The sequence below is a fragment of the Psychrobacter sp. UBA3483 genome (genome assembly GCF_002377905.1).
In the GTDB taxonomy this organism is placed as follows: domain Bacteria; phylum Pseudomonadota; class Gammaproteobacteria; order Pseudomonadales; family Moraxellaceae; genus Psychrobacter.
Window position 1 is genome coordinate 34,971 of record NZ_DFQS01000072.1, and the last position, 21,091, is coordinate 56,061.

The following is a 21,091-nucleotide window of genomic DNA, read 5'->3' on the forward strand; positions in this document are numbered from 1 at the left end:
AACAATGTAGATTCGTCCTAGCCCTAAAAGCTGCTACTAAAAGACCAAAATCTGGTCAAATTCTTGCGAATTTACCACCTCTGGTATCAAGGTCAGCTGCGTCGCCAAATCTGCCGGTAACATACCCATAATCCAACCACTAAACACATCGTCAGGTAACCAAGCGGCTGGCATATCATATAACTCAAGCGACTGAATCATGCCATGCAAACGTGATGCAGGCTGCATTAAAAAACCAAAGACCGGCGCATCCAAATACAGCTGCACCTCATGACCAAAAGTCGCTAACGTTAAAGCCAACGCACAGCCTTCATAACTTATCATCTCGGTAGGCGTATGCAAGCGAATGAGTAGTTTCATGATGTATTCCTAATCTGATTATCGCCAACCGCTATTTAATCTGGTTATTGTTAAGTTGGCTGTTTTGACAGTGAGTTGGCATGCAAAACGCTTATTAAAACTGCAGCAAACGACAGTCACCTTGCATCATCATAGCAAGCTCACTCAGTCCAACCAGCTTAAAACCAGCGGCCAGATTTTCGCTATCTAATTGATGGCGTGTACTATTTTCGCTATCTGAAATACCGCGGCTAAGTGCCGTACTGACGCAAACGGGCAGCGTCAATTGATATTGCTCAGCAAGTTTTTGCCATTCTTTAGTAATATTCATCTGGTCTGCTGACTGCCAGCGCAAGCGATTGGCGGTATTGGCGGCATCGGCATAGAAAAAAACATGCAATGGCGTAGGTACGTTTTCATTATTATCGCTGTTATCGGTCTCATCATTATTATTTGTGTCAGCGCTTGCTAGATAAGTACGCGCATAGCGTAGCGCAAGATGTGCCAGCGGATGGCTGGGATCAGCAGTAATTAATAATAGCGGGGTTGTGGTCGTCATAATCGCGGTGTCACTTATGATGAATGAGTATAGAGAAAAAAGCACAGCACCTTAAGACTTTCAAGCCACAAGGCTTTTAGGAGTCAAGATTTTAAGGCTTAAGTTTTGAAGTCTTTTAAGTATTGGCTATTGTAGCATTATTCGCAAAACTTTCTTATGTTCGTCAGTTCTTAGTCAGTAAAGTGCTGTCAGTAGCATGGCTTAGGATTTATGCTACTATAAAAATCCTAAAATAAGATTGTTTACAGCCGCGTTAATATTGTAAAAATAATTTTTGCGATTGATGTGGTTTTTATAGCTTTATGCTGCAAGGAGTTGTCGTCGTTATGCTATCTACCATGCCTAGTAGTACAGGCTTTCAGCCTAGCTCAGAGCAGCTACAAGTGCTACAGACTGCCAGCGAGTTTGCTTATCAGGTTTGGCAAAGTCGAACGGGCGCTTGCCAGACGTTTTTGCGCAGCTATCCATTACAGAGCACGTTAACGCGCCAGCAAATTGATGATCTGATTCAAGATTATACGTTGGATGAGAATTATCAGCTTGCCCATGAAGACAAAGTAATGAGCGGCTTACGGCATTTACGTATGCTGCTAATGATGCGCTGGATTTGGCAAGATGCCTTGGGCATGATTGAGCTTGAGCAATTGACCGATGAGCTGTCTGAGTTCGCGGATGGCTGCATTTTATTCGCCAAAGACTATACCTATCAGCAGCTGATTGCGCAATATGGGCAGCCGACCTTTATTAATGCGAAGGGGAATGTGCAAGTCGATGATATGGCGATTATGGCAATGGGTAAGCTTGGCGCGCATGAGCTCAATTTATCCAGTGATATCGACCTTATTTTTGTTCATCAGGCGCGTGGTGAAACAGACGGTGACAAAGCAAAAGGCACACGCAGTATTGATAACAAGCGTTTTATGACCCGGCTTGGACAAGGTATTATTAGACTGCTCGATAATAATACTGCTGATGGTTTCGTATTTCGGGTCGATATGCGTTTGCGTCCGTGGGGCGATGGCAGTGATTTGGCGATTCATTTATCAGCATTGCAAAAGTATTTTGCTCAGCACGGGCGAGCGTGGGAGCGTTTTGCTTGGCTCAAAGCCCGCGTGGTTGGGCACATCGAGCAGCCGTTTTTTGACGACATACAAGCGCTGATTAAACCTTTTGTGTTTCGTTATTATGTTGACTATAGTGCCTTTTCAGCCCTCAGAGAGATGAAATCACTTATTCAAAATCAAGTCGCTCAGCGTGAAGACTTGGATAATATCAAGCTTGGCGCAGGCGGTATTCGAGATATTGAATTTATCGTCCAAGCCTTTCAGTTAATCTATGGCGGTCGGCATCCGCAGCTACAGGTCAAGTCTTGTTTGGCGGCGATGCAGGCGCTGTGTCAACTTGAGTATTTAGAAGAGAGCACTTATCAAGAGCTACAAGCGGCTTATCGCTTTTTACGACGCCTTGAGCACGGTATTCAAGCGATTAACGATCAGCAGACGCAGCGCTTACCGCATGACTCGCAGTGGCAGCATAATTTGGCAATTACCCTTGGCTTTGATGATTGGGCAGGGCTATTAGCGACACTTAATCAGCACCGCTATCATGTCAATGTACCGTTTGAGCGTATGGTTACCGAACGGCAGATACCGGATCAAGACGATGATGAGTTTGAGCCTGAACAGTTAAACGAGCAGATTGCGCGCTTAAATGAGGTATTAACTGAAGAAAATCGTGAGCGTTTACAAGGTTTTTGGCAGTCAAAAATGGTGGCAAATTTGAGCGACGAAGCACGTGAACGCTTGGACGATGCTTATCCTGTGATTGTACACGCGCTCCTTGTCCATGAAGAACAGCAGCAACTTGCTAATACCGCTTTGCCGCGTTTAATAAATTTGCTAGAAGCCATTTGCCGCCGCTCTATCTATTTGGTGATGATTGCAGAAAACCCCAATGCCACCGTTGAGCTGATTCCGATGTTATCAGCGAGCCCTTGGATTGCTAAGGAGTTGGCGCATTATCCGGTACTTTTAGATACCTTTTTGCAGCAGCGCTATCGATATCTGCCAGACAAGCGGGAGCTGCGGGATATCTTGCGTCAACAATTATTGCGCGTAGAGCCGAACGATGAAGAGGAGCTACTTAGCGTACTGCGTTTATTTAAAAAGAATCAAGTGTTGGCAGTGGCTGCCAGTGATGTATTGGCAGAACGCCCAATCATGAAAGTGTCAGATTCACTGACTTATATTGCCGCTGTGGTACTCGAGGCCGCGCTTGAACGCGCCTTTGCCGAAATCGTCAAACGCTATGGCTATCCGATTGGTCAAGATGGCGATCCGGTCACGGAAGCAGATTGCGGTTTTGCTATTATTGGCTATGGCAAGCTTGGTGGGCTTGAGTTGTCCTATTCGTCCGATTTAGACTTGGTGTTTTTGCATAAAATAAAAGAGCAGGGCATGACCACGGGTGAAAAATCGGTCAGTGGCATGAAATTTGCGGCCCGCTTGGCGCAAAAGCTCATGACATACCTTAATACCCAAACCCGTGATGGCCGTGCTTATGAAGTCGATATGCGCCTGCGTCCCTCGGGCAATGCAGGCATGATGGTGGTTTCTTGTCATGCGTTTGAAACCTACCAGCTTGAGAAAGCGTGGTCTTGGGAGCATCAAGCATTGGTACGGGCGCGGGCTATCTGCGGTGATAAACGGGTTACGGCGCGTTTTTGTGACATTCGCCGTACCGTTTTGGCGCTACCGCGTACCATTGAGCAAGTCCGTATTGAAGTCACCAGTATGCGTATTAAAATGCAAAAGCATCTGGGCACCAGTCAGCACCAGCAGCAAGCGGGCAAGTTCCACCTTAAGCAAGATGCGGGCGGCATTGTCGATATTGAGTTTTTGGCGCAGTTTGCAGTATTGGCTTATTCGCATGAACATCCAAGCTTGACCAAATGGAGTGATAACGTACGTATTTTTGAAGAAGTTGCCGCGCTTGGTATTTGGGAAGTAGAAGTTTGCCAAGATTTGACCGATGCGTATTTACGTATCCGCGCCGCGACCCATCAATTGGCACTATCTGAGCAATCGTTATTGGTGGATGAATCGCTTTGGACAGAAACACGCGCTTTAGTACAATCGCAGTGGCAACATTTGATGGGTGTAGAATCTACTGAATAATCCTGCTATAAAACAATGATGCTACGTTATAGGCTCAATGCAATAAGCGTAGGGCTTTGATAGCCATTGTAACGAATGGTATATGAATAAAAGCCATGCAGTGATAAACTAAAATATTGTATTTGCCTCTCGTGCCGGTGCTATAATCACTGGCACCTTAAATTTGCAGATAGAAAAATTGCATCTGAAATTGCATCTAAAAATAGGCACTCAGTGTCAGCAGGCAATTTTAATTAAAATACTTATTTAACCATTAACACTCAACAAGAAAAGTTAGACGTCAGCGCTAGCATAAGGACTATTAGATGAATATGGCAACACAAGAAGGTAAGCTTTGGATGAATGGCACGATGATTGAACAGCCAGATGCCAAGGTTCATGTGCTTACGCATAGCTTGCACTATGGTATGGCGGTTTTTGAAGGGGTACGTGCTTACCAAACAGCTGACAATCGCACGGCAATTTTTCGCTTAAAAGAACATACTGAGCGTCTATTGGGCTCTGCAAAAATATTCCAAATGAATGTGCCTTATGATGCTGCAACACTTGAGCAAGCACACAAAGATGTTGTCAAGCAAAACAACTTGGCAGAAGCCTATATTCGTCCGCTTATCTGGGTTGGTGCAGAAAAATTGGGTCTGTCATCACGTAGCAATAGTATCAATGCCATGGTTGCTGCTTGGCATTGGGGCGCATATCTTGGTGAAGAGGGTATCAAAAACGGTATCCGTGTAAAAACGTCATCATTTACCCATCATATGACCAACGTGACCATGTGTAAGGCAAAAGCCTCAAGTAACTATCCTGTCTCTATCATGGCCAACCAAGAAGTCACGCGTAATGGCTATGATGAAGCCATCTTGATGGATCCACAAGGCTACGTCTGCCAAGGCGCGGGCGAGAACTTGTTCTTAGTCAAAGATGGTGTACTGCATACCCCAGATTTGGGCGGCGGTGCGCTTGACGGCATTACCCGTCGTACCATCATTCAATTCGCTGATGATTTAGGCATCAAAGTCGTTGAACGCCGTATCACTCGTGATGAGTTTTATTTAGCCGATGAAATTTTTATGACCGGTACCGCGGCTGAAGTGACGCCTATTCGTGAATACGATGACCGTGTCATCGGTAATGGGGGTCGTGGTCCATTGACTGAGAAATTGCAAACCTTATACTTTGATGTAGTACATGGCCGTAATGAGCAGTATATGGATTGGTTAAGCTTTATTGATTAATTTTTAAAGCTGCATTTCATTTTTAAAACCATATCGTACAAATAAAAAAGCTAAGATTCTTGATGAGTCTTAGCTTTTTTTCTTTATCATTACGTCACTTTTATTATGACTTTGATAATTATTAAAGGTTCAAGAGGTTAATGTTATATCTGACCAGCGCATCAATTTTACTTCATACTGAGCTAATAACTCTTCAAAGTCTTCACTGATTAACCATTCATACTCAATTTCACGAGCCCCTTTGATTTCATCCTGCCAGCTATCACTTCCACTGTCAGGAATGGCAGGATGACACATAATCAGTGTAGGTAATACGTTAGCTGTATGACACGGTGCACTTTGCAGCCACTTTTCCCATAACATTGCTAATTGCTGACGATCAGCATCAAAACCATAAACCCCACCAAATTTATCATTGGTTAGGATTTGATGATGCTGACAAGATTTTCGCCAAGCATAACCACCTAGTATATAAATGATCCAAGACTTTACGTCATTAATAAGCGGTGTAGTGACGCGTGCGCTCAGCATGTCTTTTGCTATCTCATCACTATAGCGGTTAGTTAGCTCTTTAATCAAGCCCTCACGAATAACAGGAAACTGATGAATATGTTGATGTCCATCTATAAAAATGGGCGCACGATTAAAGCGCTCTTCAAATCCGTCTAATTGTTGTTTAATAACATCGCTTACTTGCATGGGATTAAAATGACGCAAGTAGCTTGCAATAATGATTGATTTTAATGAACCACGTAGGGCAGATGGGAATATCCCCGTCAAATCTAAATGCAAGCCAATATCGACATTGAGTTGGTTCAGACGATTGATATTGCTATCCGTAATTGTACCGCCAACCATATAGCTGCTAGCACCAATACGCCCAAGTTCGGCAAGATGAATGACCGCATCGTTGACGGCAGTAGACAGTCCTAAATCATCAACGTTAATAATCACAGAGCGGGCAGTGTTAGAGAGCGAAGCAGTTTGCTTTTGATAATGAGGATGGCTCATGATTTAAACGCCCAAAATTTGCCCAAGGCAAAGGTCATGACTGTTATGACCCCCGTGACTAGTAGCCATATCAGCATATAATACTGCTCGCCAAACCAACGTAGCCCTAAAACGAATAAGCCTTGATTGGCAATAAAGCCTGCAGCGGAACTACTAAACCATTTTCCTAAAGCAGGAAGATGCCTTTTTTTATGAATATGATTATTGTTTGGCCGAATACTGTTATCTGAATACTCTGATTGTTTAAAGGTAAAATAAAAATGCCCGAAAAAGCTTACGACAAAAGCAATTAAAAAAGCGCCTACGTTTGCCCATGCTGGCGTGGCAGTCGTGAAATTGACGATACTGACCAGTACTAAAAAATGCACCAAAGCCGCACTGGCACCAACGGCTAAAAACCAAAGGGCTTGCATAGAATTCGATTGCGTTTCTACTGTGTTATTCATCAGCTGGTTTGTCCATTGCACTTTTGGTCGTCGCCTGTAGGTAACTATCAGCGTATTGATGAGTAGTATGCGCAGACTTGCTATTGATGACTTCATCGATTAAATACAGTGGTCGCTGCTTAACCTCTTCATAGAGCCTACCGACATATTCGCCAATCACGCCAATACAAACCAGTTGTATACCAGTAGAGAACATAATTCCTGCGGCAACCGTTGCCCAGCCTGCGACATCGCTACCAAATATTAAGGTATCTATCACGATATATAAGCCGTATAAAAAAGCCAATGCAGAGACCGCAAAACCTATGCGTGAGATCAGTCGCAATGGTCGCTGAGAAAAGGAGGTAATACCTACAAGTGCCAACTCAAACAAACTGCCATAGTTAAATTTACTTTCACCAGTATCGCGATTGGCAGCGGTAAAGGGCAAATAGACAGTATTGAAACCAACCCAAGCATACAAACCTTTCATAAAACGTTGGCGCTCGGGTAATGAGCGTAAAGCATTTAGCACCTTGCGATTCATCACCCGGAAATCACCAGCATTAGGACGAATCTCATAACGCTGACTGTCCTGGATGAAGTGATAAAAACTGCCTTTTAAAGTTTTTGCAAGCCGGCTTTCATGTGGGCGATTGGCCTGAATACCGGCGACCATATCAATATCGGATTGCTCAATCATCGTTAACATTTGCGTGAGTACTGGTAAAGGATGCTGTCCATCGGCGTCAATCATAGCAACTATCTCACCTCGCGCAGCTGCTAGACCAGCACTGAGTGCAGGCTCTTTACCAAAATTACGCGATAAACGTATGAGCTCTAATTCTGTATTTGCTGGACGAGTAGGTATTAGCTGTGTGACTACCTCGACTAAGTTATCGCGGCTACCATCATCAACAATAATAATCTCACAGCTTGCTATTATTGCTGTTGAGCCCCCTATATTTTGCTCGGCCGATGCTATCTCTACTGGCGCGCGTATTGTCTGCGTAAAGGCGAAGACTTCTGGCAAAAAGGCTTGTAAGGCTTCAGCATCATTATACGCAGGCATAATAATCGACAAATAAGGGCGAGATTGTGACAACTGATCTAGCATAAACACTCAATTATTTTATTCATATAAATGGCTATTTACCAGCCACTGAAAAATAAGGCTTTATTTTGAATCCTGAAAGCAGCGACTTGGGACATAAGCCACCCAGTTTATCAGTAACGGTTTTTCTATCTTGCCGTCACGCCAATTAATCTGCCATTGACCCTGCTGCTTAATTAAGGCATTAGCGTTGTTATGGCTGGTGTCTACTTCAGTAGTGGCAATAGCATCATCAACATCATCAAGCAGCGGCAGTACGATATCTTCTTCGCCCTCTTGCCACATGACTAACGTACCATTCTCTTGTAGGCGCTGAGTGTTCATCCAGGGCGAGTGGCTGGCAGGACCAGATATCATTTGTGAGGGAAAGCTGCTATTCATCGCGACTAATGCGCTAAGCCAGCGATCACCTGAAACGCTATCAAGCGTACAGCTACTCAATGATTGCCAAGTGGTTTGTGCTTGAACTGCCAATGCCTGCTCCGGCCACTGCATACGAGAAGGCTTATGACGAATCTTGTCGCCGAAGCCCACATATACTACCATTAGTACGGTGACAAGGGACAACCAAATAATTAGAGCTTTACTTAGTTTGATGGCGGTTAATAATTGAGTGGCAGGTGCTATCAAGGAGGCAGCGAGCAACCCTGACAATGCCCACATTGGCATACCCCACATATCACGCAAGCCCACCCCAAATACCAAGCTTAAAATAACCAATACCGCCATTGGCGATAGCCACATATACCAAAGCAGTGCTGCGTCCTGCGGTAAGCTGTGCTTGTAATCATGAGTTTTTAATAAACGTTTACGATTAAAAGCAAGCATGATAAATAGCGGAATATGGGCGACAAGCTGAGCAATGATAAATCCTATCCAGCTAAAATGCCGCTTGATGTTATACGCCCCGGCAGCAACCTCTTGCGAGCGTCCACTGGCATAACTAAGGGGCAACCAATCGTGCGTTGCTAACCAATATAAATGCGGTGCGAAGATGGCCAACATAACAAAAGCCGCTATCCACGGTTTTGGTTGTTTTAAAAGTGGCCATTGTTTCGGCAACACTAAATACAAGGCCATTGGTATCAGTAAAAATATCACGGTGTACTTAGTCAGCATGCCAAGTCCACCGAGCACACCCAGTAATATCCAATCTCTGAGACGATTTTGAGTCAAAGATCGATAAAACGCTAAGTACAACCCTGCCCAAATGGGAAACTGAGCGACATTGTGATTAAACTCAAGGCTAGGGTAAGTGTAGTACAGAACCGCTAAAGTTAACGCGCTACCAATTAGAGCGGTGGTCGGTGACCAAATCTTTTTACCTAACTGATAAATTAGAATTAAGGTCAGTAAGACAGATAATTGGCTGAGTAAATAAGGACCAACATGACCAAACAGTTGATAAAAACTGTATAATATCCATGACGATAATGGGGGATGCTTATAATAGCCCCATTGCCATTCGCTGCCCCAATTTATACCCTCGCTAACATCGAAGGGTACACTGCTGGCTAGAAAGCTTGGAGTGATAGACCAAATTAAAAAGTAGGCGATTAAAAATAACCCAAACCCGCGCCAAGACTTAGATTCTATAGGTTGTTGTTTAGGGGTAATATCCATGCCATTATTTATAGGCTGAGCATAAGAGGACGATTGTTCAGCGGGTGTCATAATACAAGCCTTATAATAATACAACCAACTTAAAGTAAGTCTGGTTTATAAGTTTTTCCGTATTATAGAGACAATTGATGAATAGGCATAGACGGGCACGATTTTTATCTGTTGTATTATGAGTTTTAGAATCTGTTAATACTAAAAAGAATGTGATTATACGATTAATTGAAGAGAGTACTGTTAATCATCAAAAATAATGGCTTCAATTTGATAGTTGTTTAGTATTGATATTGTATAGAGTTAATGCTTTTCCCTCGTCAGGGAGTTACTAGAGACTAAAAATGGTTCGTCGCTTAATATATTTATAATATTATACTTGTCTTTTGCTTTTTCAAAACCTGATATTTGCATAAAGCTTTCTGATAGATGGCTCTTAAAGCGTTGCCATTCTCTTGAGATAAATTCTCTAATAGGATTACTATACTTTGGATTTTTACGCCTTTGGTCAAACAGCGTTAATATCTCTGGTGTAATTTCAGGAAAGTTAGAGAGTAGGAAGTCTTTATAGAAAAACTGGTATTTAGAGGTATATTTATTGTCTGTGAGCCAAGGTTTGTTATTGCTAATAAAATGGATAATATAAGGGTCTATTGTGTCTGTAAATTTATAAGTAAGTTTATTTATTTGCCAATTAAAGTCAAATGGTAGTAGTTCAATTTCGTTAAGCAAGACTCTATTAAGTGCAGTTTGATCGTGGCATTGTAAGCTACCAGCATTGTCAATTGCATAGTTGAAGACTCTAGATAGCACTTCAGCTTTCACATAGTTCTTTGTGTTAAAAACTAACACTCCTGAATTACGATAGATATGATTAGATTCATGATAAGATTTGACATATTTATCGACTACTTTATCTACTCTCGTTTGTTTTCCGTTAAATGAAGAGCGGAATTTTAACTCCATGATGTCAGAGGCTGCTGCTACGCAAAAACTGGGTTTAAAGTTTTTTACGTGCTCCAATAAATCAGGATAGAAAGGCTTTCTAATGTACGTATCTGCATCTAAATATATAATATACTCATAAGTATCTTCAAAAATCTGTGGCAAAAATAGACGATAATAAGCGGCGAGACTGAGTCGGCCTACAGGAAGAGAGTCTATACCGCTGATTGCTAGTTCAATGAAACGAATCTGTTTTTTCTTTAAGCTTTTAGGTACTCTACTAATATCTGGCATACATATGCAGATATCGCATGGCAAATCAGGATGTAGGTTTATAAACTGTTCAGTAGCAAATAAAGCATACGGTAGATAGTTATCATCAACACAGAAAGCTATGGTATTAGTATGTTTGGCTTCGCCAATTTGGTTAGAAATCGTTGCAGATACGTTCATAGAATTGAAAACCGTTAATTGTTGTCTTACTTATAGATTTAAATAACTACCAGTTATGTTAGTTCTCTTTAAATAATAATGCTTGTAACGAAAAGAAAAAGTTTATTAAATTAAAGGTTTGATAAAAAAATAAATTAGAAGTTAATACACGATAAAAAATATTGCTAATATTAAAATGATTGATAAAAATAAAAGTATTAACACTCTGTTTCTTCGCCGTATCTTTTGCCGTTTAAGTTTAGTATGACCACGGCTGGCTTGATATTGTTCAATATAGATCTCACCATCATAGTCTTTATCGAATATTTTTATATAACCGGGATTGAGTGCTTCTACGGTTAAAGTGTCGCCAAGTTTCTCCATAGCGACATCCAAACTGTCTTGGTCCACTTGTGTTTGTTTGCCGTCTACTTGTTCGGTTATCCATTGTTCTACTAAAGCCATAGTATTGGCAGTATTGCTAAAAAACATAGTACTAGCCAGGTAGTCGTGCGACATACCTGGCATCCCTTTAGTCTTATAAAATGCGACATCAGCATTAATACTATTAAAATAATCTAAAGGTTTTTTGACCAGTGCATCGGCATCTAAATACAGAATATTTTTATTAGGGAACTTCTTTAAACACTCTAAAATGAAGTGTGGTTTGATGCGAGTATTCGCTTCCCAGTAACCTGCATCTTCCACTTCTTTAAAGTAGTAATTGAGGTTAAATTCATCGAGTGATTGCTTTAGATTTAAAGCATGACTGCGATAACCATCGGTATAAAAACAACATACGATAAAGCTATCCGAAGCACTGATTTTTTCAAAAGACGATGGAGTTGAAGCTGAAGTCATGGAAAGCTCTATAGATTTAATAATAAAACATGAATGATAAGGTTTTTCGGCGCTATATTAGATAAGTATTTCAAATATATCCAGTAGTATTGTTAACAATTCTTAATTTAGATTTTTCTAAACAGTAAAATCGCTTTTCTTTGCCATCCACTCGGTGCTGTCATTTAATACAAACCCTATTCGTAAATGTTTATATATTGATCGAAGCTTATATCTGAGCAAAATTTCTTGTCTAATAATTCATTTAGAGAATAAAAAAGTAATCAATTCAGTTCATTGAATAGATCTTGAGAGACTGGTGAATGATTTATAACAGGTACGTTATTTTCTTTATAAGTCTTACCCAGCAGGTTAAAAGACGGCACAATCCGATCAGTGATTGCCTTATCTAATTTACAAGGCGCGCTATCGTCTTTATTCTCATAAAATCGAGGTTGGTCACTATTCAATAAATCAATCCCATATAGGTGAATCGCACCAGCGTGACGTGAATAAGCCAACTGGGCTGCGACGTACGCTACTGTTCCTGCTTCTATAAATCCATACGTTATATCTAAAGACAGACCGATAGGCGCAGGCTTATGCTGCATGCTGATAACAAAGTTGGGATGATCGGCTAATAATGCTAATGGTATTTTTTTATTAGGTGAGAATGGTATTGATAGCAGTCTACCAAACCAAGACTGATTTGTTTTCACGGTCCAAGGTCTATCGGCAGGATAGATAATATGCATTGCGTTATGGTATTTGCTTATGATGTTTGGACAAGCGATTGCTAATGCTTCAAACACTGCCAGAGTGGAATATAAAGGCTGGCCTGTGTAGTACTTGTTTAGAATATCTGGTTGATGTTTGACGAAGCGCGCATCACTAATGACATAACCGACTATATTGGCAAAATTGTATTGAGTCATTAGGCTAATACTACCATTCACAAAAATAGTTGCCGTATCTACTAAGTCCGCAAATGCTAAATCTGCAATCGATGGCCCAGAAGCAATAATATTGACTGCTTGCTGATGAAGATTTTGTTCGGCTTCTCTTGCATCAAAAGCAGAAATAGAGACACTTTGATTGTCAATATTAAAGGTGGCGCTAGGAGGTAGTTCCATGTTTGGTTCCAGATGTTTCTATAACTTAATTACACCCAATACTCTTGCAACCAAGGGCTAGGCTTCACATGACGATACCATTTACCACCGCCACCTTTAATGGCGTCTGGCGGATTAATCTCACCATGAAAAATGACAATTTTTGCGCCATCAGGTAGCGTCGGAGCACGTACGAAATTTAAAGGAGTAGGTGCCATACACTGATATTTAAAACTGACACACCAGTTTTTATCCCAGTACTCTAGGTGATGATGCTCACGCAGATAGTTAGAAAGATATGCCTGCTCATGACGAACCTGTGTGCGAATAGTTTCAAAGTTGCGCTCAAAGTTTGCGAGCAAATCAGGATAGTTACCCATACCGATGTTAAAACGATAAACCGAGCTATTACCGATCATGCGCCATGGCTTTTTCCAGTCACGAATAATGATCACGCTGTCTTCATACTCAGCTTTATAAGTGAAAAAAGCATCAATATTATCGACGATAACGATATCGATGTCTAAGAATAAGGCAACGCCTTTTAAATCATATAACTCTGGCTTAAAAGTGGTCAGTTTTTTCCAGCCACGTTCAGGGCCTGCTGGTAAATCCATTTCAGGTATGGGGTAACAAGCAACTGCAGGGTTAATGCCCATACTATCGTCGGTGAGACAGACCATCTGAAAATCAAGGGTTAAGTGACGGCTGACCATATTATAAAGACGGTTGACGTATTCAGGACCATATTTATCGCCCCATTTCATACAAATAATATAACGCTGCTCGGCAGTGCTATGATCGGTTTGTATTTGCTCGGTCGATGAAAGGCTGGTTACGTCAGTCGCCATAATGTACTCATATTAAAGTTAATGAAGAGTTGCTCAGTCACTATTCAGTCAAAAAATATCCTAATAGATGACCGCTTGCTCATATTAGCATAGCTATCATTAACGATATTTCTAGATGCTTAACTGATTGTACGAATGTTGCTCATTAGAATTAAACTTCAGGATTATTAGAAACTTGCTTATCAGTATGTAAGGCAGGTTTTTGGATATTGTCGTTGATAAAATCAGCCAAAGCTTTTTCGTCAGCCCTATAAGGGTTGTCTAATAAAGGAATTTGTTTAAAACGGCGATAACCCCACATATAATGACTGTAATGGGCTTCAATCATATGCTGCATGGCAATATTGAGCGCATGAGCAGCGGTTTCAGTATTGCGATCGTATAGCGCAGGGTCGTCTAACTTATAACAATAAATGTCAAAACCTTGTCCATCATCGCGGCGAATACAAGATAAACCAACTAACGCACACTTGGTTTTACTGGCAAGTTTTGACGCCAATGTGCTGGTTAAGGTTTCAATACCAAAAAAGGGCACAATTACGCCACCTGAAGGTTCAGGAACGTGATCAGGCAACACAATACTAAAACCGCCTTGTTTTAAGGTTTTAAAGACCGCTTTGACGCCACTACCATCGGTCGGAACCAGTGTCGCATTAAGACGCGAGCGACCTTGCAGTACAAAGTCGTTGGTAAGCTCACCTTTAACTGGCTTATACATAATCGTTGGCGCGCCAAACTGATTAAGCCACGCGTTCATCATCTCCCACGTACCCAAATGCGGGACAATCGCCAGCATACCATTAGGATTGGCAAGCCCTTCTGATAAATACTCTTTATTATGCACGTCACGAATCTGGGCAATGCTCCACTGCGGTGGCATCGCCCAGCTTTTAATAGATTCGATACTGGTTAAACATTGATGATAAATAATCTTTTTGGTTAATACGCGTTTTTGATGAGCAGATAACGACGGCGCAACTAATGCGATATTGATACGCACAGTACGCATAATGCTAACGTTTGGCATCTTTAGTATTATCCAGGCAACAAAACGTGCCAGCATCTGCAAAACAGACAGTGGCACGAATTTGAAGATATGATATGGATTCATGACCATTCACATGGTGATGAATCACATAATGGGCAATATAAAGAATATCTGCGCATGACTAAACCATTTATTGTGCAGGTTTATTGGTATCAGGCTGAGCCTTTTCGCGTACACGGATACCAAGTTCACGTAGCTGTTTGCTATCTACCGGCGCAGGCGCTTGCGTCAATGGGTCTTCAGCCGTTTTGGTTTTAGGGAAGGCAATCACGTCACGGATAGAGCTTGCGCCGACCATCAGCATAATAAGGCGATCCAAACCAAAGGCTAAGCCACCATGCGGCGGCGCACCGAATTTTAGGGCATCAAGTAAGAAGCTAAATTTCTCTTCGGCCTCAGCCTCATCGATACCTAGCGCTTCAAATACCGCTTTTTGCATCTCAAGGGTATTGATACGTAAGCTACCACCGCCGATTTCAGTACCGTTTAACACCATATCATAAGCGATAGAAAGCGCTGATTCAGGATTGGTTTTTAATTCTTCAACAGACCCTTTTGGTTTGGTAAACGGATGGTGCATTGACGTCCAGCGTCCATCATCCGTTTCTTCAAACATTGGGAAGTCAGTCACCCAAAGAGGCGCCCATTCGCAGGTCAGCATGTCTAAGTCTAGACCAATTTTTTGACGTAACGCACCGATGGCATCGTTGACGACACTGGCTTTATCAGCACCGAAGAAGATAATATCATTACTCTCTGCACCCGTACGCTCAATCAAGCTTGCCAATACGTCATCAGTCATGTTTTTGATGATAGGCGACTGTAGACCAGATTCTTTATCCACGCCGTTGTTGATGTTGCTGGCGTCGTTGACTTTAATATAAGCCAAACCACGCGCACCATAAATACCAACAAACTTGGTATAAGCATCGATTTGCTTACGGCTGAGCGAAGCGCCGCCAGGGATACGTAGGGCAGCAACGCGGCCTTTAGGATCGTTAGCAGGTCCAGCAAAGACTTTAAAATCAACGTCTTTCATTAAATCAGCAACGTCGACCAGTTTTAATGGAATACGTAAGTCAGGCTTGTCTGAGGCATAGTCGCGCATGGCTTCCGCGTAAGTCATACGTGGGAAGTCTTCAAACTCAACATCCAGCATGGTTTTAAATAGATGTTTGATAAGACCTTCGTTGATATTCATGATTTCTTCTTCATTTAAGAAAGAAGTCTCAATATCGACTTGGGTAAATTCAGGCTGACGGTCAGCACGTAAGTCTTCGTCACGGAAACACTTAGCGATTTGATAATAACGATCAAATCCTGACACCATCAATAACTGTTTAAATAGCTGTGGTGACTGCGGCAGGGCAAAGAAGTTACCCGGGCGAGTGCGTGAAGGCACCAGATAATCGCGTGCGCCTTCTGGTGTGGCACGAGTCAAGATGGGGGTTTCAACGTCTAAGAAACCATGGTCGTCTAGATAACGACGAATCGTTGAGGTGGCTTTAGCACGAAAAACCATACGCTCTTGCATTTGCGGACGACGCATATCAAGGTAGCGATATTTTAAACGCAAATCTTCTGATACCGTGGTTTTCTCATCATTTAATGGGAAAGGCGGTGTTTCAGATTTCGCCAATACTTCAATCTCTTTGCCCAATAGCTCAATTTGACCACTGGTCATATTAGCGTTTTCAGTACCTTCGTAACGACGGCGAACGCGACCGGTAATTTTTAAAACATATTCAGGACGTACCGCATCAGCAGTCGCGAACGCTTCTGGCGTATCTGGGTCAACGACGACCTGCAAGATACCCGCGCGGTCACGCATGTCTAAGAAAATCACGCCACCGTGATCGCGACGACGATGTACCCAGCCTACGATGCTAATGGTTTGCTCAAGTAAGCTTTCGGTTACAGCGCCGCAATATTCGTCTCGGTATTCGCTATGCGTCATAGTGCTTTGCGTCATAATATAATTATCCAGTTGTCAGCCCAATTCGAAATATAATAATGCAGCCGCTAGCGTGTAATATAAGCGCCGTGCCTTTGAGCATTTAGCTAAAAAAGCACGAATAACGCGATATAAGACAAATGGTCATCACGTTGGCTGCAGAAAATTTGGTGTAAACGCATATTATGCCTAATCTGCCTTTGTTATACAACCTGTGGCGTCCAATCAGTAGTGTTCAAACGAAGTGCAGGGACGTATCAGTAGTAGACGTATTTATTCAGTAATATTTGTCTTGGGTTAAATATTGTCATTTTGCTTGAAAATACTAGCCACTGTGCGCATATCAAGCTAACTTATTAGACCGTATTAAAACCACTTCAATTATCTATTAAAATTATTTATTTCAACTATCAAGGAATCCTGCTTATGCTTTTTCATCCTTCTAAAAATCCTGTTGAGCTAAGAGTTATTCATCTCAATAAAAGCCAAAAGCAACGTCGTGAAGATCTGATGGAGGCGACGCAAGGTAAAGCGGCGCTTAAACAACTTAAAAAGACCATGGCGAAAAAAGCCAAGCAAGCATTAAAAGTAAAAAGTAAAAGTAAAAAGAAAAATGGCGAAGAAAAGCAGCAAGTTTTTGTGCTTGATTTTGATGGCGATATCAAAGCCACGGCGGTGAAACATTTACGCGAAGAAATTAGCACACTCATCAGTACTGCTAATAAAGGCGATGAAGTTGTCGTACGCTTAGAGTCAGGAGGCGGTTTGGTTCATGGTTATGGCTTGGCAGCGGCACAATTGGCTCGTTTAAAAGATGCCGGTCTAAAGCTTACCGTCTGTGTTGACAAAGTCGCGGCCAGTGGCGGTTATATGATGGCATGCGTCGCCGACAATATCGTTGCCGCACCCTTTGCGGTGATTGGCTCAATCGGTGTGGTCTCGCAATTACCAAACTTTCATAAATGGCTCAAAAGTCATGATGTTGATTACGAGATGTTTACTGCGGGTGATTATAAACGTACCGTGACCGTGTTTGGTGAAAATGACGCCGAAGACCGCGCTAAATATCAAGAAGAACTGGAGCAGACGCACGAGTTATTCAAACACTTCGTTAATACCTATCGCCCAACATTGGATGTCGCTAAAGTCGCTACTGGTGAGCATTGGTATGGGGAAGATGCGCTAAAACTTAACCTAATTGATAGCTTGCAAACCTCTGACAGTTATATTTTAGAGCGTATGGAAAATAATGAAGTGTATGCGCTGCATTCACGTCAAAAGCCAACGCTTGCTGAAAAATTGGGTTTGTCACAAGCCGCAGAAGCAACACTCAGCATGGCGATTGATAAGCTACCAGATGCATTGGCACGTTTTGATTTAGACACTCGTTTAAATATCCTAAAATAAGTCTAAATATCATGAGGTTGCTTGATAGTTAGCGTTTTAACATTCCAACACTGAATCGTGCATTGTTTGTATTTTGTAAAAGGCGTGTCCTAGCGGGTCGCGCCTTTTTTGCTGTTTAATCCCAAATGCTGTGTTATAAATGGGACAGATAAAACAGAGTATACGCACGTACACTATAAAGTCTCATTAATCTTTTTATGAAATCTCGATATATAAAGTATTGATATATAGAATCTTGATGTGAATTTTATAAGAGCCATTAATCATCAGTAAAGAAAAGGATGTCAACTATGTCTACCGACACATTAATGTTTACCGCCAGCGAACATGGTCAAGCCATGCATACCAAAGTCAAAGAATTTATCGAAACCCAAATCGAACCAATAGAAGCACAGTTTTGGGCGGATTGTCATGCGCAAAATCCAGACGGCGATTGGACCAAATGGCATTGGCCAGAAAAGTACGAGAGTCTACGTAAACAAGCACGCGAGGCGGGTTTATGGAATCTGTTTTTGCCTGATGATAAGCTTGGCGCTGGGCTTTCGGTTACCGATTATGCACCGATTGCCGAGCTCACCGGTCGCAGTTTGCTCGCGCCTTATGTCTTTAATTGTAATGCCCCTGATAGCGGAAATATGGAGCTGTTATGGCGTTATGGTTCAGAGGAGCAGCAAGACAAGTGGCTCACGCCGATATTAGAAGGTAAAACGCGTTCGGTGTTTTGTATGACTGAGCCGGATGTGGCGTCAAGTGATGCAACCAATATGCAGGCGACTGCTGTTGTCGATGGCGATGAGATTGTTATCAATGGTAGTAAGTGGTGGTCATCGGGTCTTGGTGACCCTGCCGTCGATGTTTTGATTGTCATGGCTTATACTCCTGATGAGAATAAAGACCGTCACCATCAGCATTCGATGGTCTTGGTGCCAGCAAAAACATCAGGCGTTAACATCGAGCGTATGTTAAAAGTGTTTGGTGATTATGATGCACCGCACGGTCATGGCGAAGTCAGCTTTAACAATGTGCGTGTGCCATCTGGTAACTTTATCGGTGGCCCAGGTATGGGCTTTGAGATTGCACAAGGTCGCTTAGGACCAGGTCGTATTCACCATTGCATGCGCTGTATTGGTGCTGCTGAGAAGTCTCTTGAGCTAGCGGTTAAGCGCGGTATGCAGCGTACCGCTTTTGGCAAGCCACTACTGCAATTAGGCGGTAACTTTGAGCGTATTGCTGACGCCCGTATCAAAATTGACCAAGCACGTTTATTGACACTATACGCGGCGCAAAAAATGGACGCGAAGGGGACCAAAGCGGCCCTAACTGAAATTTCTGCCATTAAAGTCGTTGCACCGACTGTTTTGCAAGAAGTGGTTGATATGGCGATTCAAATCCACGGTGGCATGGGTGTTTGTCAAGATACGATGTTGCCTGCTTTCTTTGCCCAAGCACGAGCGCTACGTTTAGCCGATGGTCCTGATGAAGTACATAAAACCATGATTGCCAAATTAGAATTAAAACGCCAAGGTTTTAGCCGTTCGTCTAAACCTGCTAAGTCTTAAAAACTCGGCTAAATTGTCATTTAAATTGCATGACCAAAAATTCACTATCGATTATTTGATAGTGAATTTTTAACTCTTAAGCTTTTATAAACAACAAGTAACTGGTAAAAAATAAACGACCACACGATAAGGAATGTCTTATGGCAACTGAACATCATGCCAACCATACTGATGCTGACAATCAAACCGTTAATAAAGTCCTAGATAAAGGCGGCGAAGTGCGCGAGGGTGAAGAGCTCGACGCCACATCAGTCAGCGACTGGTTACGCGAGCAAGGCGTTGATATAGAAGGTCAGCCAACCGTTACTCAATTCTCAGGTGGCGCTTCAAACTGGACCTATCGTTTGCAGTATGGCAGTAAAAATAACGATGATGGTAAAGGTCAAGATTTAATTTTACGCCGTCCGCCAAAAGGCACCAAAGCCAAATCGGCACATGATATGGTGCGCGAATATACCGTGCAAAAAGCTTTAAAGGACGCTTATCCGTACGTACCAAAAATGGTCGCGCTCTGTACTGATGAAGACGTTATTGGCGCAGATTTTTATGTCATGGAACGTATGGAAGGTATCATTCCGCGTGCCAATTTGCCAAAAGGCGTTGATTTAGATCCAGAGCAAACGCGCGTCTTATGTACCAATGTCATCGACGCTTTGATTGAATTGCATGAAGTCGATTATACCAAGCACCCTGATTTGGTAAATCTTGGACGCGGCGAGGGCTACTGCGAGCGCCAAGTGTCAGGCTGGGATAAGCGTTATGTCAAAGCCAAAACGCCCAATGTGCCAAGCTTTGCCTTGGTAAGACAATGGCTTGGTAAACATACGCCTGCCGATAGCAAAACCTGCCTTATTCACAATGATTGGCGCTTTGATAATGTGGTTTTGGCGGTTGATGATCCAACCAAGGTCATCGGTGTGCTTGACTGGGAAATGGCTACCTTGGGTGATCCTTTGATGGATTTGGGCAGCGCTTTAGCGTACTGGATTGAAGAAGATGATAACATCATCATGCAGCAATCTCGCCGCCAGCCAACGCACTTAAAAGGTATGATGACCCGCGATGAAGTGGTGGCCTATTATCTTGAAAAGACCGGTCTTAAGATAGACAACTGGACGTTTTATGAAGTGTTTGGGCTGTTCCGTCTAGCAGGCATCGTGCAGCAGATTTATTATCGTTATTATAATAAACAAACCAGCAATCCAGCTTTTAAGAACTTTTGGATTATCGTCCATGTCTTACATGCTAAATGTCTTAAGCTGATTGCTCAGTATGAAGGCGAGGCTTTATTTATAAGCCACGTGCAACCACACCTGCAAGATATGGGCGTCGATGCGTCGATGATCGAGCAACTGCCAAGTCCGATTCAAACGGTTATCAAGGGCATTTTACCAAAAAGTTATTTTGGACAAAGTCATTCTAAAGCTAAAGAATAAGCGCTTTAAACGCATATCAAATGCACAAATTTAT

General features: G+C 42.3%; 17 protein-coding genes. 5 read left to right on the top strand and 12 right to left on the bottom strand.

The genetic code is table 11. The features are described 5' to 3' along the window. Nucleotides 1-36 precede the first annotated feature (36 nt). The gene (locus tag B2866_RS12915) at nt 37-360 is read right to left on the bottom strand and encodes a hypothetical protein (protein ID WP_296195053.1); all 324 of its coding nucleotides are present in this window, start codon (nt 358-360) and stop codon (nt 37-39) included. Between the two features lie 94 nt (nt 361-454). Beyond that, complete coding sequence (gene tusD / locus B2866_RS12920; RefSeq protein ID WP_296195057.1) at nt 455-898, bottom strand: sulfurtransferase complex subunit TusD; 444 nt, start codon at nt 896-898, stop codon at nt 455-457. A gap of 326 nt (nt 899-1,224) precedes the next feature. Here tusD and glnE point away from each other — a divergent pair, with 326 nt between their 5' ends. Together glnE and B2866_RS12930 are read left to right on the top strand one after the other, a co-directional pair. Next, complete coding sequence (gene glnE / locus B2866_RS12925) at nt 1,225-4,074, top strand: bifunctional [glutamate--ammonia ligase]-adenylyl-L-tyrosine phosphorylase/[glutamate--ammonia-ligase] adenylyltransferase (RefSeq protein ID WP_296195060.1); 2,850 nt, start codon at nt 1,225-1,227, stop codon at nt 4,072-4,074. 305 nt (nt 4,075-4,379) lie between these two features. Then, nucleotides 4,380-5,309, top strand: coding sequence for a branched-chain amino acid transaminase (locus B2866_RS12930; protein WP_296195063.1), 930 nt, complete (start codon nt 4,380-4,382; stop codon nt 5,307-5,309). Between the two features lie 129 nt (nt 5,310-5,438). Here B2866_RS12930 and B2866_RS12935 read toward each other — a convergent pair whose 3' ends face one another. From B2866_RS12935 to aspS, 10 genes are all read right to left on the bottom strand, one after another. After that, nucleotides 5,439-6,320, bottom strand: coding sequence for a ChbG/HpnK family deacetylase (locus B2866_RS12935; protein ID WP_296195066.1), 882 nt, complete (start codon nt 6,318-6,320; stop codon nt 5,439-5,441). Then, complete coding sequence (locus tag B2866_RS12940; RefSeq protein ID WP_296195067.1) at nt 6,317-6,766, bottom strand: GtrA family protein; 450 nt, start codon at nt 6,764-6,766, stop codon at nt 6,317-6,319. The genes B2866_RS12935 and B2866_RS12940 overlap by 4 nt, the downstream gene beginning before the upstream one ends. Continuing rightward, nucleotides 6,759-7,862, bottom strand: a complete 1,104-nt coding sequence (locus B2866_RS12945) for a glycosyltransferase family 2 protein (protein ID WP_296195068.1) — start codon at nt 7,860-7,862, stop codon at nt 6,759-6,761. Before B2866_RS12945 ends, B2866_RS12940 begins: the two co-directional genes overlap by 8 nt. A gap of 60 nt (nt 7,863-7,922) precedes the next feature. Further along, a complete protein-coding gene (locus tag B2866_RS12950) occupies nt 7,923-9,533 on the bottom strand; it encodes a glycosyltransferase family 39 protein (RefSeq protein WP_296195071.1) in 1,611 nt (536 codons plus the stop codon). 243 nt (nt 9,534-9,776) lie between these two features. Beyond that, on the bottom strand, nt 9,777-10,871 hold the full coding sequence (locus B2866_RS12955) for a glycosyltransferase family 8 protein (protein WP_296195073.1): 1,095 nt from the start codon (nt 10,869-10,871) through the stop codon (nt 9,777-9,779). A 141-nt stretch (nt 10,872-11,012) separates the two neighbouring features. Continuing rightward, nucleotides 11,013-11,711 (bottom strand): putative nucleotide-diphospho-sugar transferase, encoded by a 699-nt coding sequence (locus tag B2866_RS12960; RefSeq protein ID WP_296195075.1) that lies wholly within the window; start codon nt 11,709-11,711, stop codon nt 11,013-11,015. 263 nt (nt 11,712-11,974) lie between these two features. Beyond that, entirely contained in the window at nt 11,975-12,823 is an 849-nt protein-coding gene (locus B2866_RS12965) for a hypothetical protein (RefSeq protein ID WP_296195077.1), read from the bottom strand. Nucleotides 12,824-12,852: 29 nt separating this feature from the next. After that, nucleotides 12,853-13,653 (bottom strand): glycosyltransferase, encoded by an 801-nt coding sequence (locus tag B2866_RS12970; RefSeq protein ID WP_296195079.1) that lies wholly within the window; start codon nt 13,651-13,653, stop codon nt 12,853-12,855. A 151-nt stretch (nt 13,654-13,804) separates the two neighbouring features. After that, nucleotides 13,805-14,764 carry a lysophospholipid acyltransferase family protein gene (locus tag B2866_RS12975; RefSeq protein ID WP_296195082.1) on the bottom strand — a complete coding sequence of 320 codons (960 nt, stop codon included), beginning with the start codon at nt 14,762-14,764 and terminating at the stop codon, nt 13,805-13,807. A 67-nt stretch (nt 14,765-14,831) separates the two neighbouring features. After that, on the bottom strand, nt 14,832-16,658 hold the full coding sequence (gene aspS / locus B2866_RS12980) for an aspartate--tRNA ligase (protein WP_296195192.1): 1,827 nt from the start codon (nt 16,656-16,658) through the stop codon (nt 14,832-14,834). Between the two features lie 423 nt (nt 16,659-17,081). Between aspS and sohB the strand changes: the two genes are divergently transcribed. From sohB to B2866_RS12995, 3 genes are all read left to right on the top strand, one after another. Then, nucleotides 17,082-18,062 (top strand): protease SohB, encoded by a 981-nt coding sequence (gene sohB, locus B2866_RS12985; RefSeq protein ID WP_296195085.1) that lies wholly within the window; start codon nt 17,082-17,084, stop codon nt 18,060-18,062. A 308-nt stretch (nt 18,063-18,370) separates the two neighbouring features. Next, the gene (locus B2866_RS12990) at nt 18,371-19,621 is read left to right on the top strand and encodes an acyl-CoA dehydrogenase family protein (RefSeq protein WP_296195195.1); all 1,251 of its coding nucleotides are present in this window, start codon (nt 18,371-18,373) and stop codon (nt 19,619-19,621) included. A gap of 140 nt (nt 19,622-19,761) precedes the next feature. Continuing rightward, a complete protein-coding gene (locus B2866_RS12995) occupies nt 19,762-21,057 on the top strand; it encodes a phosphotransferase family protein (protein WP_296195087.1) in 1,296 nt (431 codons plus the stop codon). The last annotated feature ends 34 nt before the right edge of the window (nt 21,058-21,091 follow it).

What these genes read in the sequence shown, in the direction of transcription:
- B2866_RS12945 (WP_296195068.1), bottom strand. Translation starts at nt 7,862, where the DNA reads ATGCTAGATCAGTTGTCACAATCTCGCCCTTATTTGTCGATTATTATG.
- B2866_RS12970 (WP_296195079.1), bottom strand. Translation starts at nt 13,653, where the DNA reads ATGGCGACTGACGTAACCAGCCTTTCATCGACCGAGCAAATACAAACC.
- B2866_RS12960 (WP_296195075.1), bottom strand. Translation starts at nt 11,711, where the DNA reads ATGACTTCAGCTTCAACTCCATCGTCTTTTGAAAAAATCAGTGCTTCG.
- B2866_RS12965 (WP_296195077.1), bottom strand. Translation starts at nt 12,823, where the DNA reads ATGGAACTACCTCCTAGCGCCACCTTTAATATTGACAATCAAAGTGTC.
- B2866_RS12975 (WP_296195082.1), bottom strand. Translation starts at nt 14,764, where the DNA reads ATGAATCCATATCATATCTTCAAATTCGTGCCACTGTCTGTTTTGCAG.
- glnE (WP_296195060.1), top strand. Translation starts at nt 1,225, where the DNA reads ATGCTATCTACCATGCCTAGTAGTACAGGCTTTCAGCCTAGCTCAGAG.
- B2866_RS12950 (WP_296195071.1), bottom strand. Translation starts at nt 9,533, where the DNA reads ATGACACCCGCTGAACAATCGTCCTCTTATGCTCAGCCTATAAATAAT.
- sohB (WP_296195085.1), top strand. Translation starts at nt 17,082, where the DNA reads ATGCTTTTTCATCCTTCTAAAAATCCTGTTGAGCTAAGAGTTATTCAT.
- B2866_RS12955 (WP_296195073.1), bottom strand. Translation starts at nt 10,871, where the DNA reads ATGAACGTATCTGCAACGATTTCTAACCAAATTGGCGAAGCCAAACAT.
- B2866_RS12990 (WP_296195195.1), top strand. Translation starts at nt 18,371, where the DNA reads ATGTTTACCGCCAGCGAACATGGTCAAGCCATGCATACCAAAGTCAAA.
- B2866_RS12915 (WP_296195053.1), bottom strand. Translation starts at nt 360, where the DNA reads ATGAAACTACTCATTCGCTTGCATACGCCTACCGAGATGATAAGTTAT.
- B2866_RS12940 (WP_296195067.1), bottom strand. Translation starts at nt 6,766, where the DNA reads ATGAATAACACAGTAGAAACGCAATCGAATTCTATGCAAGCCCTTTGG.
- B2866_RS12930 (WP_296195063.1), top strand. Translation starts at nt 4,380, where the DNA reads ATGAATATGGCAACACAAGAAGGTAAGCTTTGGATGAATGGCACGATG.
- aspS (WP_296195192.1), bottom strand. Translation starts at nt 16,658, where the DNA reads ATGACGCATAGCGAATACCGAGACGAATATTGCGGCGCTGTAACCGAA.
- tusD (WP_296195057.1), bottom strand. Translation starts at nt 898, where the DNA reads ATGACGACCACAACCCCGCTATTATTAATTACTGCTGATCCCAGCCAT.
- B2866_RS12935 (WP_296195066.1), bottom strand. Translation starts at nt 6,320, where the DNA reads ATGAGCCATCCTCATTATCAAAAGCAAACTGCTTCGCTCTCTAACACT.
- B2866_RS12995 (WP_296195087.1), top strand. Translation starts at nt 19,762, where the DNA reads ATGGCAACTGAACATCATGCCAACCATACTGATGCTGACAATCAAACC.